21 protein-coding genes are annotated in these 23,374 nt (G+C 65.3%); 2 read left to right on the forward strand and 19 right to left on the reverse strand.

Annotation, left to right across the window (positions count from 1 at the left end; translation table 11 throughout):
• Positions 1 to 3: 3 nt before the first annotated feature.
• From HDC94_RS09395 to coaE, 13 genes are all read right to left on the reverse strand, one after another.
• The gene (locus tag HDC94_RS09395; RefSeq protein WP_179496946.1) at positions 4 to 366 is read right to left on the reverse strand and encodes an RNA polymerase-binding protein RbpA; all 363 of its coding nucleotides are present in this window, start codon (positions 364 to 366) and stop codon (positions 4 to 6) included.
• Between the two features lie 27 nt (positions 367 to 393).
• Positions 394 to 639 (reverse strand): preprotein translocase subunit SecG, encoded by a 246-nt coding sequence (secG, locus tag HDC94_RS09400; protein ID WP_179496948.1) that lies wholly within the window; start codon positions 637 to 639, stop codon positions 394 to 396.
• A 49-nt stretch (positions 640 to 688) separates the two neighbouring features.
• The gene (gene tpiA / locus HDC94_RS09405) at positions 689 to 1,486 is read right to left on the reverse strand and encodes a triose-phosphate isomerase (protein ID WP_179496950.1); all 798 of its coding nucleotides are present in this window, start codon (positions 1,484 to 1,486) and stop codon (positions 689 to 691) included.
• On the reverse strand, positions 1,474 to 2,691 hold the full coding sequence (gene pgk / locus HDC94_RS09410) for a phosphoglycerate kinase (protein ID WP_179496952.1): 1,218 nt from the start codon (positions 2,689 to 2,691) through the stop codon (positions 1,474 to 1,476). Before pgk ends, tpiA begins: the two co-directional genes overlap by 13 nt.
• A gap of 39 nt (positions 2,692 to 2,730) precedes the next feature.
• Positions 2,731 to 3,738, reverse strand: coding sequence for a type I glyceraldehyde-3-phosphate dehydrogenase (gene gap / locus HDC94_RS09415; protein WP_179496954.1), 1,008 nt, complete (start codon positions 3,736 to 3,738; stop codon positions 2,731 to 2,733).
• Positions 3,739 to 3,839: 101 nt separating this feature from the next.
• Complete coding sequence (locus HDC94_RS09420; protein WP_179496956.1) at positions 3,840 to 4,466, reverse strand: superoxide dismutase; 627 nt, start codon at positions 4,464 to 4,466, stop codon at positions 3,840 to 3,842.
• A gap of 109 nt (positions 4,467 to 4,575) precedes the next feature.
• A complete protein-coding gene (gene whiA / locus HDC94_RS09425) occupies positions 4,576 to 5,556 on the reverse strand; it encodes a DNA-binding protein WhiA (RefSeq protein WP_179496958.1) in 981 nt (326 codons plus the stop codon).
• Positions 5,557 to 5,595: 39 nt separating this feature from the next.
• Positions 5,596 to 6,471: an RNase adapter RapZ gene (gene rapZ, locus HDC94_RS09430; RefSeq protein ID WP_179496960.1), complete on the reverse strand. Its 876-nt coding sequence runs from the start codon at positions 6,469 to 6,471 to the stop codon at positions 5,596 to 5,598.
• An 11-nt stretch (positions 6,472 to 6,482) separates the two neighbouring features.
• Positions 6,483 to 8,393, reverse strand: coding sequence for an excinuclease ABC subunit UvrC (gene uvrC, locus HDC94_RS09435; protein ID WP_179496962.1), 1,911 nt, complete (start codon positions 8,391 to 8,393; stop codon positions 6,483 to 6,485).
• A gap of 8 nt (positions 8,394 to 8,401) precedes the next feature.
• On the reverse strand, positions 8,402 to 11,281 hold the full coding sequence (uvrA, locus tag HDC94_RS09440; protein WP_179498993.1) for an excinuclease ABC subunit UvrA: 2,880 nt from the start codon (positions 11,279 to 11,281) through the stop codon (positions 8,402 to 8,404).
• Between the two features lie 73 nt (positions 11,282 to 11,354).
• On the reverse strand, positions 11,355 to 12,575 hold the full coding sequence (locus tag HDC94_RS09445; protein ID WP_179496964.1) for an MFS transporter: 1,221 nt from the start codon (positions 12,573 to 12,575) through the stop codon (positions 11,355 to 11,357).
• 83 nt (positions 12,576 to 12,658) lie between these two features.
• On the reverse strand, positions 12,659 to 14,725 hold the full coding sequence (gene uvrB, locus HDC94_RS09450) for an excinuclease ABC subunit UvrB (protein WP_179496966.1): 2,067 nt from the start codon (positions 14,723 to 14,725) through the stop codon (positions 12,659 to 12,661).
• A gap of 44 nt (positions 14,726 to 14,769) precedes the next feature.
• Complete coding sequence (coaE, locus tag HDC94_RS09455) at positions 14,770 to 15,396, reverse strand: dephospho-CoA kinase (protein ID WP_179496968.1); 627 nt, start codon at positions 15,394 to 15,396, stop codon at positions 14,770 to 14,772.
• 91 nt (positions 15,397 to 15,487) lie between these two features.
• Between coaE and HDC94_RS09460 the strand changes: the two genes are divergently transcribed.
• Entirely contained in the window at positions 15,488 to 16,072 is a 585-nt protein-coding gene (locus HDC94_RS09460; protein WP_179496970.1) for a DUF4126 domain-containing protein, read from the forward strand.
• A 38-nt stretch (positions 16,073 to 16,110) separates the two neighbouring features.
• Here the strand turns inward: HDC94_RS09460 and rpsA are convergent, their stop codons facing one another.
• The 5 genes from rpsA to polA form a co-directional block, all read right to left on the reverse strand.
• Positions 16,111 to 17,568 (reverse strand): 30S ribosomal protein S1, encoded by a 1,458-nt coding sequence (gene rpsA / locus HDC94_RS09465; RefSeq protein ID WP_179496972.1) that lies wholly within the window; start codon positions 17,566 to 17,568, stop codon positions 16,111 to 16,113.
• Between the two features lie 110 nt (positions 17,569 to 17,678).
• Positions 17,679 to 18,647, reverse strand: coding sequence for an epimerase (locus HDC94_RS09470; RefSeq protein WP_179496974.1), 969 nt, complete (start codon positions 18,645 to 18,647; stop codon positions 17,679 to 17,681).
• Complete coding sequence (locus tag HDC94_RS09475) at positions 18,640 to 19,272, reverse strand: DUF4166 domain-containing protein (protein WP_179496976.1); 633 nt, start codon at positions 19,270 to 19,272, stop codon at positions 18,640 to 18,642. Before HDC94_RS09475 ends, HDC94_RS09470 begins: the two co-directional genes overlap by 8 nt.
• Positions 19,262 to 19,531: an HPr family phosphocarrier protein gene (locus HDC94_RS09480; protein WP_179496978.1), complete on the reverse strand. Its 270-nt coding sequence runs from the start codon at positions 19,529 to 19,531 to the stop codon at positions 19,262 to 19,264. The genes HDC94_RS09475 and HDC94_RS09480 overlap by 11 nt, the downstream gene beginning before the upstream one ends.
• A 57-nt stretch (positions 19,532 to 19,588) precedes the next feature.
• The gene (gene polA, locus HDC94_RS09485; protein ID WP_179496980.1) at positions 19,589 to 22,249 is read right to left on the reverse strand and encodes a DNA polymerase I; all 2,661 of its coding nucleotides are present in this window, start codon (positions 22,247 to 22,249) and stop codon (positions 19,589 to 19,591) included.
• Between the two features lie 56 nt (positions 22,250 to 22,305).
• Between polA and HDC94_RS09490 the strand changes: the two genes are divergently transcribed.
• Positions 22,306 to 22,743, forward strand: a complete 438-nt coding sequence (locus tag HDC94_RS09490) for a PaaI family thioesterase (RefSeq protein WP_179496982.1) — start codon at positions 22,306 to 22,308, stop codon at positions 22,741 to 22,743.
• A 4-nt stretch (positions 22,744 to 22,747) separates the two neighbouring features.
• Here HDC94_RS09490 and HDC94_RS09495 read toward each other — a convergent pair whose 3' ends face one another.
• Positions 22,748 to 23,353, reverse strand: a complete 606-nt coding sequence (locus tag HDC94_RS09495) for an ANTAR domain-containing response regulator (protein ID WP_179496984.1) — start codon at positions 23,351 to 23,353, stop codon at positions 22,748 to 22,750.
• Between the last annotated feature and the right edge of the window lie 21 nt (positions 23,354 to 23,374).

Here is a 23,374-nt window from a genome sequence, read left to right on the forward strand (position 1 = left end):
GCGCTAGTTGCCTGCGGTGCCTCGGCGAGTACGGAGCTGGACGAGCGCCTCCTCGAGGAGCTGCGATGCTTCCTCTTCGGTGCGGCGTTCCTTCACGTATGCGAGATGCGTCTTGTACGGCTCGAGCTTGGCCACCGACGGCGGGTTGTTCTTGTCGCGACCGGCGGGCAGACCCGTCGACGGAGAGTCGATGACCTCAGGGATCTCCTCGTCGGGCAGATTTGCCGCGAAGTAGCGAACAGTCTCGTTGCCCATCTCGTCCCAATAGGACACGGCGATGCGGTCGGCGTGGAAGCCGCGATCCTGTTCGCCCATGGGACCGGCCCCGACGCGGGACCCTCGAATTGCACTACCGCCAGATGCCATGATGCTCCTCGCTCAGCCTGTGGGAAATCAGCCGTTGAATCTGGTGATGAGTCCGAGAATCACGATGCAGATGATCCAGACAACAGCCAGAAGAACGGTGATTCGATTGAGGTTGCGCTCGGCAACGCCGGATGCGCCGAGGTTCGACGTGACACCTCCACCGAACATGTCCGACAGTCCTCCACCACGTCCGCGGTGAAGAAGGATCAGGAGGGTCAGGAGAAGAGACGTGATGCCCAGGAGAACCTGAAGCACGACCTGGAGAATTTCCACGTGAAGAACCTTTCGAAAGCCTCAGTAAGTATAGCGGGAGCGCTGTGTGTCAGGTTCCGACATGCTTCTGGAAGCGCGCGATGCTCGCGAACTCGTTGACGTCGAGGCTTGCACCGCCGACCAGGGCACCGTCGATGTTCGGTTCGCGCATGAGCGACGCGATGTTGCTCGCCTTCACCGATCCGCCATAGAGGATGCGCGTGGCCTGGGCCACCTCGTCGCCGAGGAGCTCAGCAAGAGTCGATCGAAGTGCAGAAGCGACCTGCTCCGCCTGCTCGGGCGTGGCCGCCAATCCCGATCCGATCGCCCAGACCGGCTCGTAAGCGATCACGATGTCGGGCGTTCCGGAGACGTCGGCCAGCGCCGCACGGAGCTGGGCGACGGGGACGGCGCTCGGACCGTGCTCCTCCAGGTCCTCCGCGGTCTCGCCGACGCACAGCACGGGGACGAGTCCATGGCGAAGCGCGGCCGCCACCTTGCGTGCGAGCTGCTCGTCAGTTTCGCCATGCATCGTGCGGCGCTCGGAGTGACCAACGAGCACATAGCGGCACTTCAGGGCCGCGAGGAACGCACCGGAGATCTCTCCGGTGTACGCGCCGGAATCGTGCTCGGACAGGTCCTGTCCGCCGTAGACCACCTCGAGCTTGTCCGACCAGATGAGGTTCTGAACGGGTCGAAGATCAGTGAAGGGTGGGAAGACCGCAACCTCTGAACCCTTGGCGTCGAAGTCGTGACCGGCGTCCTTGAGGGTCCATGCGAGCTTCTGCACGAAGGCTATCGCCTGCTCGTGGTCGAAGTTCATCTTCCAGTTGCCCGCGATGAGCGGGACCCTGCTTACTGCTGCCATCCGAGGACCTCCAGTCCAGGAAGTCGCTTGCCCTCGAGGAACTCGAGGCTCGCGCCGCCGCCGGTAGAAATGTGACCGAACTGGTCGTCGTCAAAGCCCAGGGCCCGAACGGCTGCGGCCGAGTCTCCCCCGCCGACCACCCCGAATCCGTCGAAGGATGCGAGGGCCGCTGCAACTGCCTTGGTGCCCGCTGCGAACGGAGCGAGTTCGAAGACGCCCATCGGACCGTTCCAGAAGACCGTTTTCGAGCCAGCGATCACCTCAGCGAAGCGTGCAGACGTCTCGGGTCCGATATCGAGACCCAGACCCTTGTCGCCGAAGGGGGTCAGCTCGATTGCGTCGCTGGGGGCCACCTCGTACTCGGCATCCGCACTGAAGGCGGACGCCACGACGATGTCCGTCGGCAGGACGATCTCCACGCCGAGTTCCTTCGCGCGCGAGAGGTACTCGCGCACGACCTCGACCTGGTCCTCCTCGAGCAGGCTGGAGGCGACCTTGTGCCCCTGTGCCACGAGGAAGGTGAACAGCATGCCGCCGCCAATGAGCAGCGTGTCGACCTTGGGAAGCAGAGCGTCGATGACGCTGAGCTTGTCCGAGACCTTGGACCCACCGAGGACGACCGTATAGGGACGTTCCGGAGTCACCGTGAGCCGTTCCAAAACGCCGAGTTCCTGCTCAATGAGAAGGCCGGCAGCACTCGGAAGCGCGTCGGCCAGCTCGAAGACGCTCGCCTGCTTGCGATGCACGACACCGAAACCGTCCGAGACGAACGCGTCGGCGAAGGAGGCGAGCTGGCCGGCGAAGGATGCTCGGACCGCGGCATCCTTCGAGGTCTCCTCCGGGTTGAACCGCAGGTTCTCCAGGAGTGCGACGTCGCCATCGCCCAGCCCTCCGACCACCGCGGTCGCCGAGTCACCGACGGTGTCGGTGGCGAACGCGACCGGGCGGTCGAGGAGCTCCGCAAGCCTGACGGCGACCGGTTCCAGGCTGTAGCGAGGATCCGGGGCGCCGTCAGGGCGACCGAGGTGCGAGACGATCACAACGCGGGCACCCGCGTCGATGAGCTTGGTGAGCGTGGGGATCGAGGCGCGAATGCGTCCGTCATCCGTGATCTGGCCGTCCTTCAGGGGGACGTTCAGATCGCAGCGAACGATGACGCGCTTGCCCCCGAGCTCCCCGAGGGACTCGAGCGTGCGAATCGGCATGGTGACTGAGTCGTGGTGGTCCGGGTCTCCAGGCGGGGCCTAGAGACGCGCGCCGACGAACTCGGTGATGTCGACCAGGCGGTTCGAGTAGCCCCACTCGTTGTCGTACCACGAGGCAACCTTGACCTGGTCGCCGATGACCTTGGTGAGGCCCGCGTCGAAGATCGACGAGTGCGGGTCCCCCACGATGTCACTGGAGACGATCTCGTCCTCGGTGTACTTGAGGATTCCCTTGAGCGGGCCCTCGGCTGCAGCCTTGTACGCGGCGTTGATCTCCTCGACGGTGACCGGGCGCGATGCCGTGACGGTCAGGTCGGTGATCGATCCGGTGATGACCGGGACGCGCAGCGCGTAGCCGTCGAGCTTGCCCACGAGCTCCGGGATGACAAGGCCAAGGGCCTTGGCCGCACCGGTCGACGTGGGGATGATGTTCGCGGCGGCGGCACGGGCACGGCGCAGGTCGCTGTGGGGGCCGTCCTGCAGGTTCTGGTCGGCGGTGTAGGCGTGGACCGTCGTCATGAGACCACGCTCGATGCCGAAGTTCTCCATGAACACCTTCGCGAGCGGCGCCAGGCAGTTCGTGGTGCACGACGCGTTCGAGATGATGTTGTGGATCGCGGGGTCGTAGGTGTCCTCGTTCACGCCGAGCACCAGGGTCGCGACATCCGAACCGGTGGCCGGGGCGGAGACGATGACCTTCTTGGCTCCCGCGGTGATGTGCTTCGCGGCATCCTCGGACTTGGTGAAGCGGCCGGTCGACTCGATGACGATGTCGACACCCAGCTCGCCCCAGGGGAGGTTGGCGGGGTCGCGCTCCTCGAAGACGCGGATGGCCTTGCCGTTGACGACGATCTGCTCACCGTCGAACTCGACGGTGGCGTCGAGACGGCCGGTGATCGTGTCGTACTTGAGCAGGTGCGCAAGCGTCTTGTTGTCGGTCAGGTCATTGACCGCGACGATCTCCACGTCGGCACCCTTGGCGAGTGCGGCGCGGAAGAAGTTGCGGCCGATGCGGCCGAATCCGTTGATACCGATCTTGACGGTCACTATGGCTCCGATTGATGCTCACGCGTCCCATGACGCTGGAATGGCTGTGGTGGGGGATGTGGATTGAAGAGGCAGGGGCACCAGCCCCGGCCACGATGCCGCTATGACAGTACCAGCAGGCCGTCGGTCTTTTCGCGCGCAACGGTGAAGCGGTTCTGGACGTTCTCCCAGTTGGCGATGTTCCAGAAAGCCTTGACGTAGTCGGCGCGGACGTTCTTGTAGTCGAGGTAGTACGCGTGCTCCCAGACGTCGAGCAGGAGGAGGGGCACGGTGCCGGCGGCGAAGTTGGCCTGCTGGTCGAAGAACTGGTTGATGATGAGGTTCTTGCCGATCGAGTCCCACATGAGCGCTGCCCAGCCGGAGCCCTGAACGCCCATGGCCGCTGCGGTGAAGTGGGCCGTGAACTTGTCGAACGAGCCGAACGTGTCGTCGATCGCGCTCTCGAGGTCACCCGTGGGCTTGTCGCCACCGTCGGGCGACATGTTGGTCCAGAAGATCGAGTGGTTGACGTGGCCGCCGAGGTTGAAGGCCAGGTCCTTCTCGAGCTTGTTCACGTTGGCGAGATCGCCAGCGTCACGCGCGGCTGCGAGGCCGGCGAGGGCTGCGTTCGCACCGGTGACATACGCCTGGTGATGCTTGCTGTGGTGCAGCTCCATGATCTCCGCGCTGATGCTCGGGGCAAGCGCCGAGTAGTCGTAGGGAAGTTCCGGAAGGGTGTATTCAGCCATCGTGATCTCCTAGCAGTGATCCCCCGAGTCCCGCGAAAAAGACTGCGACGGGGTGTGTTTTCCAGTCTAGTCACCCCTGTGAGCGGCACTCGCGGGGGTGACGTCGGTGTTACTCGTCCTCGTAATCCGGGGGCAGGTTGGCGTCCGTTCCGGGGATGCCCTCGTCGGCCGCACGCTTGTCGGCCATAGCCAGAAGGCGACGGATGCGACCAGCGACGGCATCCTTCGTCATGGGAGGGTCCGCGTGGTGCCCGAGCTCGTCGAGGCTCGAATCGCGGAAGCGCAGACGCAACTCCCCCGCGTACCTCAGATGCTCTGGCACGTCCTTGCCGAGGATCTCGAGCGCACGCTCCACGCGGGCGCAGGCCGCAACGGCAGCTTGTGCCGAGCGACGCAGGTTCGCGTCGTCGAAGTTGACGAGACGGTTGGCGGTGGCGCGAACCTCGCGGCGCTGGCGGAGCTCACTCCACGCGGCCACACTCTTGCGGGCGCCCATCAGCTCGAGCATGGATGCGATGGCATCCCCGTCGCGGATCACGACCTTGTACACACCGCGCACTTCGCGTGCCTTGGCGGCGACACCGAGACGGCCGGCAGCACCCACGAGCGCCATGGCGGACTCGTTGCCGGGGCACGTGACCTCGAGAGCCGAACTGCGGCCGGGATCCGTCAGGGCGCCCGCGGCGAGGAACGCACCACGCCAGAGCGCGGCCATCTCCTCGGTGTTGCCCGTCGTCAGACGGTTGGGAAGTCCTCGGATCGGGCGCCTGCGCGCGTCGAGGAGACCGGTTTGCCTGGCGAGGGTCTCTCCCCCCTCGATCACTCGGACGAGGTAGTGGCTCGTGCGCCGGGGTGCTGAGGCGCTCACGAGCTGTGCATCGGCACGAACGCCGTAGAGCTCGGCGATGTCACGCCGAACGCGCGTGGCGAGACGCTCCGTGTCGAGCTCGGATTCGATCGCGATGCGTCCGGAGATCATGTGGAGGCCCCCGGAGAACCGGAGGATGGTAGCCAGTTCCGCCGCTCGGAGAGTCGTCTTGCCCGTCTGGACTGACGCCAGCTCCTCCTTGACCTCGGCGGTAAGTGCCACGACATGCTCCTTCTCTTGCTGCGATGGGATGGGGGGTGCCTACTCGCGCCCGAGATCCCTATGCCTCACGTTGACCGCTACGCCCGGCACATCCCGCAACTGGGCTGCGAGGGCCTCTGCGACTGCGACCGAGCGGTGCTTGCCCCCCGTGCATCCAATGGCGATCGTAGCGTGTCGTTTGTTCTCACGCTGATACCCGGCCAGCACCGGACCCAGCGCGGTGGTGTATGCAGCGACGAACTCCGTCGCACCCGGCTGACCCATCACGTAGTCGCGAACGAGCTCATCCCTGCCCGTCAGGGCCGCCAGTTCAGGCACCCAGAACGGGTTGGGCAGGAAACGCGCGTCGGCGACGAGGTCAGAGTCCGTGGGGAGCCCGTACTTGAAACCGAAGCTCATGACGGTGACCTGCACACCAGCGGTGTTCGCGTCGGAGAACTTCTCCGCGACACGAGTCGCAAGCTGGTGGATGTTCAGATCCGAGGTGTCGATGACGATGTCGCTCGACTCCCGGATGCCGGTCATGCGCATGCGCTCGGCTTCGATACCGTCGAGGAGCGTTCCCCCGCCCTGGAGTGGATGCGGTCGGCGCACCTGCTCGAACCGGCGGACAAGAGCCTGGTCGGTCGCGTCGAGGAAGAGCACGCGAACGGAGGCGGTGTCGCGAAGGGCGTCGATAGCCGTCTCGACATCCGAGAACAGCTTGCCGCCGCGCACATCGACGACGGCGGCAATACGCGGAAGGGCGTTGCCTGCATGGCCTGCTAGCTCGACCAGCGGCATGAGCATCTGCGGGGGCAGGTTGTCGACGACGTACCAACCGAGGTCCTCGAGGGCGTTCCCGACCGTCGATCGGCCAGCACCGGACATGCCGGTGACAACCAACATCTCCTGCTGCGCGGCCTCGGTCGTCATCGGAACACAGCTTACTCGCGAGGACGGGCTGACCCGCGCGGAGCAGCCGAGGCCCGCGGCGCTCCGAGCTGTTCGACGATCGCCGTAGCGAGGGTGGGACCGATGCCCCGGATGCCCTGGATCTCCTCGACGCTGGCAGCCCTGAGACGGGCAACGGAGCCGAAATGCTTGAGGAGTTCCTTCACGCGCGCATCCCCCAGGCCGGGCACCTCCGAGAGCACCGAGGTGATGTCCCGCTTGCGTGTCGTGCGCTGGTAGGTGATGGCGAAACGGTGCGCCTCGTCACGAATGCGCTGGATCAGGAAGAGGGCGTCGCTGTTGCGAGGCAGGATGACCGGGAAGTCCGCCCCGGGAAGCCAGAGCTCCTCGAGGCGCTTGGCGATTCCGCAGAGTTGGATGTCGGTGATACCCGCATCATCCAGTGCACGTTGCGCTGCCGCCACCTGCGGCTGTCCGCCGTCGACGATGAGGAGCTGGGGGCGGTAGGCGAACTTCCTGCGGCGCACGGCTGCGGTCTCCTCCAGCTCCTCCTGCTCGGTTTCCGGCTCCTTGAGGTAGGCGAGTCGGCGTGTGAGCACCTGGTACAGCGAGTCCGTGTCATCCGTCGACTCGGCGATGCTGAAGCGCCGGTACTGGTCCTTGCGGGGAAGCCCGTCCTCGAAGACGACCATGGATGCCACGATCCCCGTGCCCGACAGGTGTGACACGTCGTAGCACTCCATGCGCAGCGGTGCGACGTCCATCGCGAGGGACTCCTGCAGATGCGTCAACGCTTGCGACCGTGCAACGAAATCGGCACTGCGTCGCGACTTGTACAGCACGAGTGCGTTCATCGCGTTCTTGGCCACGGTCTGCGCGAGCGCCGCCTTGTCGCCGCGCTGCGCGACCCTGAGCTCCACTCGTGCGCCAGCACGCTGGCCGAGCCACTGTTCGAGTTCCGGTCGGTCGTCCGGGAGGGCGGGCACAAAGATCGTCCTGGGCGGGTCCGAGTCCTCGTAGGCATTCTGCAGGACCGACTCGACGAGTTCGGGCAGGCCGATGTCGAGCTCCTTGTCGACCACCCAGCCGCGCACACCCCTGATTCGGCCGCCGCGCACGATGAACTGCTGCACGGCCGCGGCGAGCTCGTCATGCGCGATCCCGAAGAGGTCGGCATCCAGGTCCTCGGAGAGCACGACGGAGTTCTTCTCGAGGACGAGCTCGATCGCGGCGATCTGGTCGCGGTAGCGGGCAGCGGCCTCGTAGTCCTGGGCCTCCGAGGCATCCCGCATCTTCTTGGTGATGGCGGGGATGAATCCCCTGTCGTTGCCGCCCATGAACGAGGCGAAGTCGAGCGCGATGGACTTGTGCTCCTCGAGGCTCACACGCCCGACGCACGGTGCAGCGCACTTGCCGATGTCGCCGAGAAGGCAGGGTCGACCGGTCTGCTGGGCCCTCTTGTAGGTGGTGTTCGTGCAGCTGCGCATCGGGAAGGCCTTGAGCAGCACGTCGACCGTCTCGCGAATCGCCCACACCCGCGAGTACGGTCCGAAATACCGTGCATTCGGGATGCCGCGGTTGCGCGTCACCAGCACGCGAGGCACCGGATCACCGAGGGTGATCGCGAGGTACGGGTACGACTTGTCGTCCTTGTACTGCACGTTGAATGGCGGATCGAACTCCTTAATCCACGTGAACTCCAGTTGGAGAGCCTCGAAGTCGCTCGCCACGACGGTCCACTCGACCGAGGCTGCAGTCTGCACCATCCTTCGCGTGCGTTCGTGCAGGGTCGCCAGGGGTGCGAAGTAGTTGCTCAGCCGCGCGCGCAGGTTGCGCGCCTTGCCGACGTAGAGCACGCGGGACGTCGCATCCCTGAACCGGTAGACACCGGGCTGCTGCGGGATGTCACCGGCCTTGGGTCGCCACGAGATGTCGGAGGCCATCTCGGCTCCTAGGCGCGAGCGCCGGCGAGAGCCTCAGCGAGGAAGACCGCGGTGTGGCTCTCCGTGAACTCAGCGAGTTGCTCCGGTGTGCCGACCGCGACCAGTTGCCCTCCCCCGGATCCACCCTCCGGTCCCAGATCGATGAGCCAGTCAGCCGACTTGATCACATCGAGGTTGTGCTCGATGACGATGACAGTGTTCCCCTTGTCGACGAGACCGTTGAGCACGACGAGCAGCTTGCGAACGTCCTCGAAGTGCAGTCCCGTCGTCGGCTCGTCGAGCACGTACACGGTCCGCCCCATCGATCGACGCTGGAGCTCGGTCGCGAGCTTCACGCGCTGGGCCTCACCGCCCGAGAGGGTGGTGGCGCTCTGGCCGAGACGGACGTAGCCGAGCCCGACCTCCTCGAGGGTGCGGAGGTAGCGGTGGATCGAGGAGATCGCCTCGAAGAACTCGGCCGCCTCGCTGATCGGCATGTCGAGGACCTCGGCGATGTTCTTGCCCTTGTACCGCACCGCGAGAGTCTCGCGGTTGTACCGCGCTCCCCCGCAGACCTCGCACGCGACGTAGACGTCGGGAAGGAAGTTCATCTCGATCTTGATCGTGCCGTCGCCCGAACAGTTCTCGCAGCGGCCGCCCTTGACGTTGAAGCTGAAGCGCCCAGGCTGGTAGCCGCGGGCCTTGGCATCCGCGGTCTCGGAGAAGAGCGTACGGATCTTGTCGAAGACGCCCGTGTAGGTGGCCGGGTTGGACCGCGGCGTGCGGCCGATCGGGGCCTGGTCAACGTGGACAACCTTGTCGAGGTCCTCGAGCCCGGTCACGCGCGTGTGGCGACCCGCGATCTGCCTGGCGCCGTTGAGTTCGTTCGCGAGCACCTTGTAGAGGATGTCGTTGACGAGACTCGACTTGCCGGACCCACTCACGCCCGTGACCGCGGTGAATACGCCGAGCGGGAACGACACCGTCAGGTTTCGGAGGTTGTTCGCGCGTGCGCCCTCGACGGTGATCTGACGCTTCGGGTCGACGGGGCGCCGCTTCTCCGGCATCCCGATCGAACGGCGTCCGGCCAGGTAGTCACCGGTGATCGACTCGGGGTTGTCGAGGAGGTCCTCGTACGATCCGGAGTGCACAACCTTGCCGCCATGCTCTCCCGCTCCCGGACCGATGTCGACAAGCCAGTCCGCCGTGCGGATCGTGTCCTCGTCGTGCTCGACAACGATGAGCGTGTTGCCCAGGTTCTTGAGCTTGACGAGCGTTTCGATGAGGCGGCGGTTGTCGCGCTGGTGCAGGCCGATGCTCGGTTCGTCGAGAACGTAGAGCACCCCCGTGAGCCCGGAGCCGATCTGTGTGGCGAGACGGATGCGCTGTGCCTCACCACCACTGAGGGTGGCTGCCGCACGCATGAGGTCCAGGTAACTGAGGCCGACCTCGATGAGGAACTCGAGCCGCAGCCGGATCTCCCGCAGGACCTGCGCGGCGATGCGGGCGTCGCGCTGCGACAGCACAAGCTGCTGCATGAACTCGTGGGCTTCAATGAGGCTGAGTTCACAGACATCCGAGATGCTCATGTCGTTGACCGTCACGGCCAGGACCTCCGGCTTGAGACGCTTTCCGTCGCAGACCGGGCACGGAACTTCGCGCAGATACTCGGCGACGCGCTGGCGCTGGACGTCGGTCTCGGCCTCCATGTACTTGCGCTCCATGTACGGGATGACGCCCTCGAAACCCGTTGAGTACTTCATCTCGCGGCCGTAGCGGTTCTTCCACTTGACCGTCACCTGGAAGTTGTTGCCGCGGAGGATCGCCTCGCGAACATCTTCGCTCAGCTCGCCCCACGGTGTGTTGAGCGAGAAGTCGAGGTCGCGGGACAGACCGACGAGGAGTTTCTCGAAGTAGTTGAAGAGGCCCTTGCCGGCGCTCGTCCACGGAAGGATCGCGCCGTCGGCGATGCTCACGGAATCGTCGGCGATGAGCAGATCGGCGTCGACCGACATGCGGGTGCCGAGACCCGAGCACTCTGGGCATGCACCGAAGGGGGCGTTGAACGAGAACGTGCGGGGTTCGATCTCGGTGAGCTGGACGGGGTGTCCGTTGGGGCACGAGAGCTTCTCGGAGAACGTGCGCCACGCGGCATCCCCGGTCTCGTCGACGAAGTTGATGGAGACGAGACCGTCGGTGAGTCGGAGTGCCGTCTCGAGCGAGTCGGTCAGTCGGGTCAGGACGTCGTCGCTCGCGACCAGGCGGTCGACGATGACCGAGATGTCATGCTTGAACTGCTTCTTGAGCTTGGGGGGATCGCTGAGCTGGATCTGTTCGCCATCGACGATCGCTCGCGAATACCCGCTCGACGCGAGCTCCTTGAAGAGGTCGACGAACTCGCCCTTCTTCTGGCTGACGACGGGGCTCACGACCTGGTAGCGGGTCCCCGATTCGAGCGTCATGAGCTGGTCGGCGATCTGCTGCACACTCTGGCGCGAGATCAACTCTCCGCAGACGGCGCAGTGGGCAACGCCGATGCGAGCCCACAGGAGACGCATGTAGTCGTAGATCTCGGTGATCGTGCCGACGGTCGACCGCGGATTGCGGTTGGTCGACTTCTGGTCGATCGAGACCGCGGGGCTCAGGCCCTCGATGAAATCGACATCGGGCCTGTCGACCTGGCCGAGGAACTGCCGGGCGTAGGCCGAGAGCGATTCGACATAGCGACGCTGGCCCTCGGCAAAGATCGTGTCGAACGCGAGGGATGATTTGCCGGATCCCGAGAGACCCGTGAACACGACCATGGAGTCGCGGGGAATGTCGATATCGACATTCTTCAGGTTGTGGACTCGCGCGCCACGCACGGACAGGGTGTCGTTGGCGAGAGGGCGATCGACGACGCGGAGCATCGTGGCTTCATCGAGCTCTTCAGGTTCGGTTGCAGAAATCGGCACTCTCTATATTCTACCGAGCCGCCGACATTCATTCGGGCGGGCGGAAGGCGGCTGCCCGGGCAACGAGCGCCTCCGACACGGTCACTGTCACCACGACGGTTGCCGCGGCGACCGCCGGCACCAGGAAGCCGGCCTGCGCGCCCGCGCTCTCGATCACATGACCGGACAGCCACGCCCCGAGCATTCCCCCGACCGCGATGGCGGCGGTCGGGTACGCGAGGGTCTCGGTGAGACGGGATGCCTCCGCCCGGTGTTCCACGAGTGCGATGCCCGTGATCATCAACGGCGACGTGACCACGCCTGCGGCAGCGCATGCGGCGGCAGCGAAGACGATGTCCGACGAGAGCGCGAGGAGGGGAACGAGGATCGAGTACGCGATCGCCGCGACGACGAAACGTCGTGCTCGCGACCGCACCACGGGCCTCGCGCCCAGGATGGTGCCGGAGATGACACTCGCGAGGGCGAAGACGCCGATGAGGAGACCGGCAGCGACTGGCACGCCAGCCTGCTCGGCCAGCGCAACTGCGGAGATGTCGAACCCACCGAAGACCACACCCATGGCACCGAATGCGACCACCACACCGAGAATCCCCGCGGGAACCGCGGCGCCACGCTGCGTTGGGCGCTCGGAGCGGGATGCGCTCGAGCCCCACGCGAAGGCGAGGTACCCACCGAGTCCGACCACGAGTCCGACCACGAAACCAAGGACGGGGTCCACGAGCGTGGCAAGAAGGGTGACGATGGGCGGCGAGACGACGAAGACGAGCTCGTCGTTGATCGACTCGAGGGCGAAGGCCGGCAGCCGCTCGTCCTGTTCGAGAATCGAAGCCCACCTCGAGCGCACGACGGAACCCATGTCCACAACCGAGAGGCCCGTGAGCACCGCGAGCACGAACCAGGTCCAGACCGGGGCATCCGTGCTGATCGCGACAAGCAACAGGACGGCGAAGACGGAGAGGAGCGCCGCGGTGATGGGAAGCACGCGCCGAACCCCGAAGATGTCCATGGCGCGGGACCATCGAGGGCCACCGATGGCAAGAGCGACCACGAAGGCGGCGGAGACGGTGCCCGCCAGGGCGTAGTCACCCTCCGTCAGGGCGATGAGGAGGATGAGGCCGAGGCCGAGGGCTGATTTCGGGAACCGACCGGCCCACGCGGCGGCAACGAAGGCCCGGCGTTGCGGGCTGTCGAGTACGAGGCGGTACGGCGAGAAGACCGCGGTGATCGCGGTCAGGGGACGGAACGTCATGAACGTCACGCTTCCTGGTCGCAGTGAGGCGGGGACTGCCCCACAGTGGTCACCGCGACAGGACGATCGTATCCCAGCGGTGGCTACCGCAGATGCCCGGCCTGCTCCATCTGCCGCAGTTCCTTCTTGAGGTCCGCCACCTCGTCACGGAGCCTCCCCGCGAGCTCGAACTTGAGCTCGGCGGCCGCCTTCAGCATCTGGTCGTTGAGGTCGGCGATGATCTTCTCCAGGTCGGCCCCACCCTCCGCAGCGAGACCCTCGCGCTTGAGGTTGGGAGTCGGCGCACGCTTGCGCCCATCGCGACTGCTCAACAGCTCAGCCGTATCCGCGCCCTCTCGGAGAAGTGCATCGGTGATGTCGGCGATCTTCTTGCGCAAGGGTTGCGGATCGATGCCCCGCTCCGTGTTGTAGGCAATCTGCTTCTCCCGGCGGCGGGCCGTCTCCTCGATGGCGAGGGCCATGGAGTCCGTGATGCTGTCCGCGTACATGTGGACCTCACCGGACACGTTGCGAGCCGCGCGGCCGATCGTCTGGATGAGGGAGGTGCCAGAGCGCAGGAAGCCCTCCTTGTCCGCATCGAGGATGGCCACGAGCGACACCTCGGGAAGGTCGAGGCCCTCGCGCAGCAGGTTGATACCCACGAGGACGTCGTAGACACCCTGGCGCAGCTCGGTCAGGAGCTCGATACGACGAAGCGTGTCTACGTCCGAGTGCAGGTAGCGCACTCGGACTCCGTGCTCACCGAGGAACTCCGTGAGCTCCTCCGCCATCTTCTTGGTGAGGGTGGTGACGAGCACACGCTCGTTGCGCTCCACGCGCAGTCGGATCTGCTCAAGCAGATCGTCGATCTGGCCCTTCGACGGCTTGACGACGATCTGCGGGTCGACGAGGCCGGTCGGTCGGATGACCTGCTCGACGACCGAGTCCGTGATCCCCAACTCGTACTTACCGGGAGTCGCCGACAGGTAGACCTTCTGACCGGTGCGCTCGAGAAACTCGTCCCACTTGAGAGGGCGGTTGTCCATCGCGCTCGGCAGGCGGAACCCGTGCTCGACGAGGGTGCGCTTGCGCGAGGCATCCCCCTCGTACATCGCTCCGATCTGCGGAACCGTGACGTGGGACTCGTCGATGACGACGAGGAAATCCTCGGCGAAGTAGTCGAGAAGGCAGTGCGGCGCCTCCCCCGGTGCTCGACCGTCGAGGTGACGGGAGTAGTTCTCGATGCCGTTGCAGAAGCCGAGTTGCTCCATCATCTCGATGTCGAACGTCGTACGCATGCGCAGGCGCTGCGCCTCGAGCAGTTTGCCCTCGCGCTCGAGCTGCTGCAGGCGCTCTGCGAGCTCCTCCTGGATCGTGCCGATGGCACGTTGGATGGTCTGTGGACTCGCGGCGTAGTGCGTGCCGGGAAAGACCGAGACCGCATCCATGGCGCGAACCACATCGCCGGTGAGGGGGTGGAGGGCGTAGATCGCCTCGATCTCGTCACCGAACATCTCGATACGGATCGCCAGCTCCTCGTAGACCGGGATGATCTCAATCGTGTCGCCCCGCACGCGGAACGTTCCGCGGGAGAATGCGTAGTCGTTGCGCTCGTACTGCATGGAAATGAAGCGGCGGATGAGGGTCTCCCGATCGATCCGCATGCCCACCTGCAGTGCGAGCATCGCCTCGAGGTAGTCCTCTGCTGCTCCCAGGCCGTAGATGCACGACACCGTAGAGACGACGACGACGTCCCTACGACTCAGGAGCGAATTGGTGGTGGAGTGCCGAAGGCGCTCGACCTCCGCGTTGATGGACGAGTCCTTCTCGATGAAGGTGTCCGTCTGGGGGACGTAGGCCTCCGGCTGGTAGTAGTCGTAGTAGGAGACGAAGTACTCGACCGCGTTGTTGGGCATGAGATCGCGGAACTCGTTCGCGAGCTGAGCGGCCAGGGTCTTGTTGTGTGAGAGGACGAGAGTGGGGCGCTGCACCTGCTCGATGAGCCAGGCCGTTGTGGCTGACTTGCCGGTTCCCGTGGCGCCGAGGAGGACGACGTCGGTCTCGCCGGCGTTGATGCGGTGTGCGAGCTCCTTGATGGCCTGCGGCTGATCGCCGCTCGGCGAATACTCGCTGACGACCTCGAAGGGCCTGACCGAGCGGGTGGGTTCCATACCATCAAGCTTAGGCAGGGCCGCCGACAGTATTAGGGGCTGTGTCAGTCCTCCTGTGCGCCCGTGGCGGACGCGAGCGCGCTCGACCACAGCGCGTCGACCTGTTCGTAGGTGTTCTCGCGCGATCCCGAGTTGTCGATGACCACGTCCGCGGCAGCTCGGCGCTCGGCGTCGGTCGCCTGGGAGCGGATGCGCGCCTCGGCATCGGGCCGTGACATCCCGCGGTGCTCGACCATGCGATCGACTCTCACGCGCTCCGGTGCCTCGACGACGACAACAAGATCGAAACTCATCGGTCGACCCGCAGAACCCTCGACGAGAAGCGGCACGTCGTACACAATGACCGCGTCGGGATTGGCCGCCGCGGCCTCGGTGAACAACTCGCGCGCGCGCGACCAGACGGCTGGATGGGTGATGTCGTTGAGGCGCTGGAGCGCCTGCGGATCCGTGAAGACGATGGCGCCGAGCGCTGGTCGATCCAGACGACCGTCCTCGGTGAGGATGCCGCGCCCGAAGGCATCCACGATTGCTGCGAGCCCCGCGGTGCCCGGCTCGACCACCTCCCGCGCAAGCACATCGGCGTCGACGATCACGGCGCCGAGTTCGCGTAGCCGAGCGGAGACCAGGGACTTGCCCGACGCGATGCCGCCTGTGAGGGCAATCAGGTACATAGGCGCAATGCTAGCTCGACGGGAGAACGGCACCCGCTGCTAGCCTCGGCGGTGACGGCGCGACCTCGGCAACGCGCTGGGAAGGACGACGATGGAGTTCCTCACGGGCACCGGGCTGGCAGTTGCCGCGGGGCTCAATGCGTACATTCCACTGCTCATTCTTGGGCTGGCCGGCCGCTTCCTCGACTTCGTCACCTTGCCAGCCGCGTGGAGCTGGCTCGAGAACGAATGGGTCCTCGGCATCATCGCGGTGCTCCTTGTGATCGAGATCGTCGCGGACAAGATTCCCGTGGTGGACTCGATCAACGACTGGGTCCAGACGATCGTGCGCCCCGTCTCCGGTGGCATCGCCTTCGGAACCGGGTCATCCTCGGCGACGGCCGTGGTCACCGACCCTGCCTCGTTCTTCGAGTCCGGGTCCTGGATACCGATCGCCATCGGAATCGTCCTCGCTCTGGGCACGCACCTCGCCAAAATGGCGGCACGACCGGTACTCAACGCGATCACGGTCGGAGCGGCAGCACCGGTGGTGAGCACAGCCGAGGATGTCGGCAGTGTCACACTCAGCCTGTTCGCCCTGCTCATCCCGATCCTGGTGGTGGTCGCTCTCGCGGCGCTGATCATCGGCCTCGTCGCCGTCTTCCGCCGGAGGACAGCAAAACGGCCGACCCCCTGAGGGACCGGCCGTTTTGTCTGACTGCGTCAGGAACTGACTTAGGAGTTGCTGGAGAGCTTCTCACGCAGAGCCGCGAGCGACTCGTCGTCCGCGAGCGTGCCGCCGTTGCCGGATGCCTCGCTCGAGAAGCTGGATGCACCGGCGGGAACCTCGCTGGAGGTCGCCTCCTCGATGCTCGCCTGGGCGACCTGCTTCTTGTGCTGCTCCCAACGGGCCTGGGCAGCCGCGTAGTCGGCCTCCCACTTGGCGCGCTGCTCCTCGAAGCCGTCCTTCCACTCGTTGGTCTCCGGGTCGAAGCCGTCAGGGTACTTGTAGTTGCCCTGCTCGTCGTACTCGGTGAGCATTCCGTAGAGTGCGGGGTCGAACTCGGTGCCCTCGGGGTCGACACCCTCGTTGGCCTGCTTGAGGCTCAGCGAGATGCGGCGACGCTCGAGGTCGATGTCGATGACCTTGACGAACACCTCGTCGCCGACCGAGACAACCTGCTCGGCGAGCTCGACGTGCTTGCCCGAGAGCTCCGAGATGTGCACGAGGCCCTCGATGCCCTCGGCAACGCGAACGAACGCGCCGAAGGGAACGAGCTTCGTGACCTTTCCGGGAGCAACCTGGCCGATCGCGTGCGTGCGCGCGAACACCTGCCACGGGTCTTCCTGGGTGGCCTTGAGGGAGAGCGACACGCGCTCGCGCTCGAGGTCGACCTCGAGGATCTCGACGGTGACCTCCTGGCCAACTTCGACAACCTCGGACGCGTGCTCGATGTGCTTCCACGACAGCTCGGAAACGTGAACGAGACCGTCGACACCGCCGAGGTCCACGAATGCACCGAAGTTGACGATCGACGACACGACACCCTTGCGAACCTGGCCCTTGGCGAGGTTGTTGAGGAACGTGGTGCGGCTCTCGCTCTGAGTCTGCTCGAGGAGTGCGCGACGCGACAGCACGACGTTGTTGCGGTTCTTGTCGAGCTCGAGGATCTTCGCCTCGATCTCCTGGCCGAGGTACGGCGTCAGGTCACGGACCCGGCGAAGCTCGATGAGCGATGCGGGCAGGAAGCCACGCAGGCCGATGTCAACGATGAGGCCACCCTTGACGACCTCGATGACCGAACCGGTGACAACACCGTCGGCATCCTTGATCTTCTCGACGTCGCCCCAGGCGCGCTCGTACTGCGCACGCTTCTTCGACAGGATCAGACGACCCTCCTTGTCCTCTTTCTGGAGAACAAGAGCCTCAACGGAGTCGCCGACCTGGACGATCTCGCTGGGGTCTACATCGTGCTTGATGGAAAGTTCACGGGAGGGGATGACACCCTCAGTCTTGTAACCGACATCGAGGAGAACCTCATCCCGGTCGATCTTGACGACGGTGCCCTCGATGAGGTCTCCATCGTTGAAAAACTTCAGCGTCTTTTCGACCGCGGCGAGGAAGTCATCAGCAGATCCGATGTCATTGACGGCGACCTGCTTGGGTGCCTTTTCGGTCGTTACGATTGTCATGTAGTAGTTGCTCCGGATTGGACAAAGTTGGGCCACGGTGACGGTGCTACTTGGTTATGTCGCCGTGGCAGGCGAATAGAAAGTCACGACAGTGACATCCCAGCTTAGCGCTAGATACGAGCGGATGCCAGTGATCCGAGGTTGGATCGAATGGCCTCATCGATCTCCGGGTGCTGGAAGACGAACCCGGCATCCTCGAGACGCTCAGGGACAACCCACCTGCTCTTGAGGACCAGCTCGGTCTCCGTCCCGAGGACGGCCGCACCGACCTCGAGGGCCGGGCGCGGGAGCGGAATGCCGAGGGGAACTCCCAGGGCCCTGCGCAGGGTGCGCATGAGCGTCACATTGTCGGTGGGACGCGGCGAGCTCGCGTTGATCGGGCCCTCAAGCTCAGGATGCTCGCCCAGGAACTCGATGATCCGGTAGACGTCCTCGACGTGGACCCAGCTGAACTTCTGCCGCCCCCACGGTGCCCCGTAGCGGTGCTCCGTACCGACAGCCCGACGGGCACGACTGGGGAACCACGGCGAGTCCCACTGCGGGCCACCGAGACCCCAGCGCGACAGCTGCACAAGTCGCTCGAGGACGCTTCCGTCGCCGAGTACGATCGCCATCCGCAGGGCGGCCCTGCGCGTGCCGGGGGTCTCCCCTGCGAAGAACGCCTGCTCCCAGGCCTTCGCGATCGAGACGGAGAAGCCCTCCCCCAGCTCACCGCCCGACTCGGTCATCGGGCGATCCATGGCGTGGCGGTAGATGGTGGCCGTCGACGAGTTCACCCAGAGCGGGGGCGGTACTGCCGCCTGCCGCACCGCGGAATGCAGCGCCTCGGTCGTGCCCACTCGTGACTCGAGGATCTCCGAGCGATTGGCCGCGTTGTAGCGGCAGTCGACACTGCGTCCTGCGAGGTTGATGAGTAGGTGCGCTCCATCGACAGCACGGACGAGCGCCTCCGGGTCGTCCCACGTGACCTCGGAGGTGCGACCGACGATGGTGACGTGCATCCCCCGCTCTCGATAGCGGTCGGCGAGGTATCGACCGACGAACCCCGAACCGCCGGCAAGGACAACGCGCTCAGTCACGCGATCCTCCGCGGGGCTGGCCTGTGATGCGGTAATCGAAGAGACCCGAGTACTCGTACAGGCGGCCGAAGACGGGGTGATCCATCACGAACGAAACGCGCTGGCGACCGGCATCGGTGTCGAAGCTCTCCTCGAGCCTGACGCGCGGCGAGATCGCGCGCGGAAGGCGGATGCCGGCGAGGCGAACCCACGTCGACTGGAGCACGAGGCCCGACCCTTCGACCGTGGCCCGGAAACCAACGCGCACCGAGCCGTGTCGACCCAGGCGATCGACGAGTTCACCAGACTCCCAGCCGATGCTGTCCGTCATGGTGTGCGGGCGCACGGGGAAATCGAAGCGCCTCAACCCCGCGACGCGCCCGTTCAGCGAGGCATTGCGAACACGAAAGGGCAGGTCCCGATCCCACGCCGGGAAGAGGACATTGTCCACGGCGAGGAAGGACAACAGCGGCCAGAGCCAGCGCCGGGGGGTGCCGACGATGTCGAAGACTCCCTCCCCTCGGCCCGTGGCACCCTCGGGGATGGCCCCGAAGTAGGTGCGCAGTCGCGGATGCAACGAATCGAAGTCCTCACCGAGCGCGTGCTGCCACGGCGAGAGCGCCGCGGCCGGGGTCCTAGCGAGCATCGAGGTCGGTGCTGAGCAGCTCCACGAGCGAGTCGAGTGCGGCGTCCGCACCCTCGCCCTCGGCGGAGAGAGTCACGGTCGAGCCATGTTCGACACCCAACGACAGCACGCCGAGGATGCTGGCCGCATTCACGCTCTTGCCATCCTCCGAGGTGATGGTCACGACGACGCCGGCGCGGGCCGCTGCCTGCGAGAAGAGTGATGCCGGACGTGCGTGAAGCCCGATGGCAGAAGCGACAGTCGCCGTTCTTTCGCTCATGGAAGACCTCCTCCATGAACCCTACGCGAACGACCCGTGAAGGAGGAAAGCGGGCGGTCAGTGAGCTGCCGCATCCCAGTTCGGTCCGGTACCCACCTGCACGTCGAGAGGCACCGTGAGATCCGCGGCAGAACCCATCCGCAGACGGACGATCTCGGTCAGGGCATCGAGCTCACCCGGGGACACCTCGAAGACGAGCTCGTCGTGCACCTGCAGGAGCATGCGGGACTGCATGTCGGCCATGTCGGACTCGATGGAGAGCATGGCGCGCTTGAGGATGTCGGCTGCCGAACCCTGGATCGGTGAGTTGAGCGCCTGCCGCTGCGCGTTCTCCCGCAACACCCGGTTGTTCGAGTGCAGGTCGGGGAACGGACGGCGACGACCGAAGATCGTGGTGGTGTAGCCGTCCACCTTGGCCTGCTCGACGACGTCGCGAAGATAGTCGCGAACTGCACCGAAGCGCGTGAAGTAGTCGGCCATGAGCTCCTTGGCCTCCGACGTTTCGATGCGCAGCTGCTTGCTCAGCCCGAATGCGCTGAGCCCGTAGGCGAGGCCGTACGACATGGCCTTGACCTTCGTGCGCATCGTGGGCGTGACGTCCTCAGGGGCAACGGAGAAAATGCGCGCACCCACGAACCGGTGGAGATCCTCGCCGCTGTTGAACGCCTCGATGAGCCCGGAATCGCCCGAGAGGTGGGCCATGATACGCATTTCGATCTGCGAGTAGTCGGCGGTGAGCAGCGTCTCGAAGCCCTCGCTCGGCTCGAACGCTGACCGGATACGGCGCCCGATCTCAGTCTTCACGGGGACGTTCTGCAGGTTCGGGTCGTTCGACGCGATGCGTCCCGTGCTGGAGCCCGCCTGCTCGTACGTCGTGTGAACGCGCCCGGTCGAGTCGATCGCCTTGTCAATGGACGCGATGATCTGCATGAGCTTGGTCGCATCGCGGTGCTGCAACAGGAGGTCGAGGAAGGGATGCGGATTCTGCTCCTGCAGATCGGCCAGGCTCGCGGCATCCGTCGAGAAACCGGTCTTGTTCGACCGCGTCTTGGGCATACCGAGCTGGTCGAAGAGCACCTCCTGCAGCTGCTTGGGGCTGCCGAGGTTGATCTCCCGTCCGATCTCGGCGAAGGCAAGCTTCGCCACCTCGGTGGATGTCTCGGTCAGCTGGGCGGTGAGGCCCGCGAGCACATCGTGGTTGACCGTGATTCCCCTCAGCTCCATGCGCGCCAGGACGGGAATGAGCGGCAGTTCGATGGAGTCGAGCACGCTCCGCGATCCCGGATCGAGCCGACCGCTCAGGTACTCGGCTACGCGAAGCACGTACCAGGCCTCCGTTGCCGGGCTCGCGCCCTCGTTCTCCGGGACGAGCTGCGTGGGGTCGGAGACGGCGAGCGTCTCCCCCAGGTAGTCGTACACCTGGGTCTCGAGTGGCTCGGGCTTCAGCCCGGGCTTGAGCAACCAGGCTCCGAGGGTCGTGTCGAAGGCTATGCCGCCGAGGTGCAGCCCTGCGCCCGCGAGAATCTTGAACTGGGACTTCGCTCCGTGCAGGTACTTGGGGGCATCGCTCGCGAGCCATCCCTCGAGTGCCTCGTAGTCCATGCGGCCCGGAGCCCACGGCACGAAGGCGGTCTCGGTGTCGGATGCGAGGCCGAATCCCGTGACGGTGCCACCGACGGCGGTGACGCGAAGGCCGAGCGGCTTGGTGCCTTCTGCGGACTGGGTGCGGATCCACTTGGCCAGTTCCTCGTCGACCATCGTGTGGATCACCGGGATGGCGGATGCCGAGGGCGTGTCGGCGATCGGGGTCGGCGAGTCGCCACGCTCCGCCGCAGCGATCTTCAGCACCCGTTCGAGCAGGGTCTTGAACTGGAGCTTGTCGAAGACCTCACGCACGGCAGTCTCGTCGATGGGGCGTCGCGCCAGATCCTTCGGCCCCACAGGCAGCTCCACGTCGGTCACGAGCCGGTTGAGCCTGCGATTCCGGATGGCGCGGTCCTTCTGGTCACGAAGGTTCTGCCCCACCACACCCGAGATCTCGTCCGCGTGCTCGAGGATCGCGTCGAGTGAGCCGAACTGGTTCAGCCACTTCACCGCGGTCTTCTCGCCGACCTTGTCGATGCCGATGAGGTTGTCGGAGGTCTCCCCCACGAGAGCTGCGACATCCGGGTACTGTTCCGGCTCGATCCCGTAGCGTTCCATGACCGCATCGCGGTCGTATCGCTTGAGTTCTGAGACACCGCGAGCGTTCGGGTAGAGAAGGGTCACGGCTGGCTTCACCAGCTGGATGGCATCGCGATCCCCGGACACGACGAGCACGTCGAAGCCCTGCTCTGCACCCTGCGTCGAGAGTGTTGCGAGGATGTCGTCTGCCTCGAAGTCCTCCTTGCTGATGGTCTGCACACCCATCGCCTTGAGAGCTTCTTCGAGCAGGGGAATCTGGCCCACGAACTCCGGCGGGGTCTCCGACCGGGTGCCCTTGTACTCCGCGTACTCCCGCGTGCGGAAGGAGAAACGGGAGATGTCGAAGGCGACCGCGAGGTGGGTGGGCTTCTCGTTCTGCAGGAGGAGGATGAGCATCGACAGGAAGCCGTGGATGGCGTTCGTGTGCTGCCCATCCCTCGTGACGAAACTATCGACCGGGAGGGCGTAGAACGCCCGGAAAGCCAGCGAATGGCCGTCGACGACGAGGAGGGTAGGCTTTTCGGAATCCGACACGCAGCCAGCCTAGCCGGGGCCGCTGACGGTCGATTCTCCGCCCAGAAGGACGCTCCATGCTGAAACTTCCCGACGATCTCGACCCCGAACTCTACGCGCGAATCGTCGACACGGGAGGTGGCGAGCTCACCGTCAAGATGGGCGTCGAGTACCTCGAACTGTCCGCCGAGCACTCGGTTGCACGGATGCCCGTCGAGGGCAATCGCCAGGTTGTCGGAATCCTCCACGGAGGAGCTCACGTCGTGCTCGGAGAGTCACTCGGGTCGATCTCCTCGGCCATCCACGCGGGCCCCGGGCGCATGGCGATGGGTATCGAGATCAACGCGACGCACAGCCGGTCGATCTCGAGCGGCTGGGTCACGGCCACCTGCGACGCGCTCGTGCTCGGTCGGACTCTCGCCACTCACGAGATCGTCATCAGGGATGACGAGGGTCGACGCCTGTCGACGGTCAGGATGACCAACATCCTGCGCGATCGGCCGAGCGAGAAGTAGGCAGCTACTTCTTTGCGCTGAGCTGCTCGATGATGGCCTGTGCCACGTCGTGCATGGTGAGACGGCGGTCCATCGACGCCTTCTGGATCCAGCGGAACGCCTCGGGCTCGGTGAGTCCCATCTTCTCGTTGAGCAGGCCCTTCGCCCGATCCACGAGCTTGCGGGTCTCGAAACGCTCCACGAGGTCGGCGACCTCGGACTCGAGCGTGATGATCTGGGTGTAGCGGCTGAGGGCGATCTCGATAGCGGGCAGCAGGTCGTTCGGGGTGAATGGCTTGACAACGTACGCCAGCGCTCCGGCCTCCGACGCGCGCTCGACGAGCTCCTTCTGGCTGAACGCGGTCAGCAGCACGACAGGCGCGATGTGGTTCTTGCTGAGACGCTCTGCAGCGGAGATGCCATCGAGCTGGGGCATCTTGACATCCATGATGACGAGGTCGGGGCGCAGCTCCGTGGCGAGGGCGACGGCAGTTTCACCGTCGGCGGCCTCACCGACGACCTCGAACCCGTTGTCGCGGAGGATCTCGACGATGTCCATGCGGATGAGGGACTCGTCTTCAGCAACGACGACCCTACGCGGGGTGGTGGGAGTGGCATCCTGGTCAGTCACGGTCAAAGCCTACGGTATCCA

This window comes from Leifsonia sp. AK011 (genome assembly GCF_013410945.1).
GTDB lineage: Bacteria > Actinomycetota > Actinomycetes > Actinomycetales > Microbacteriaceae > Rhodoglobus.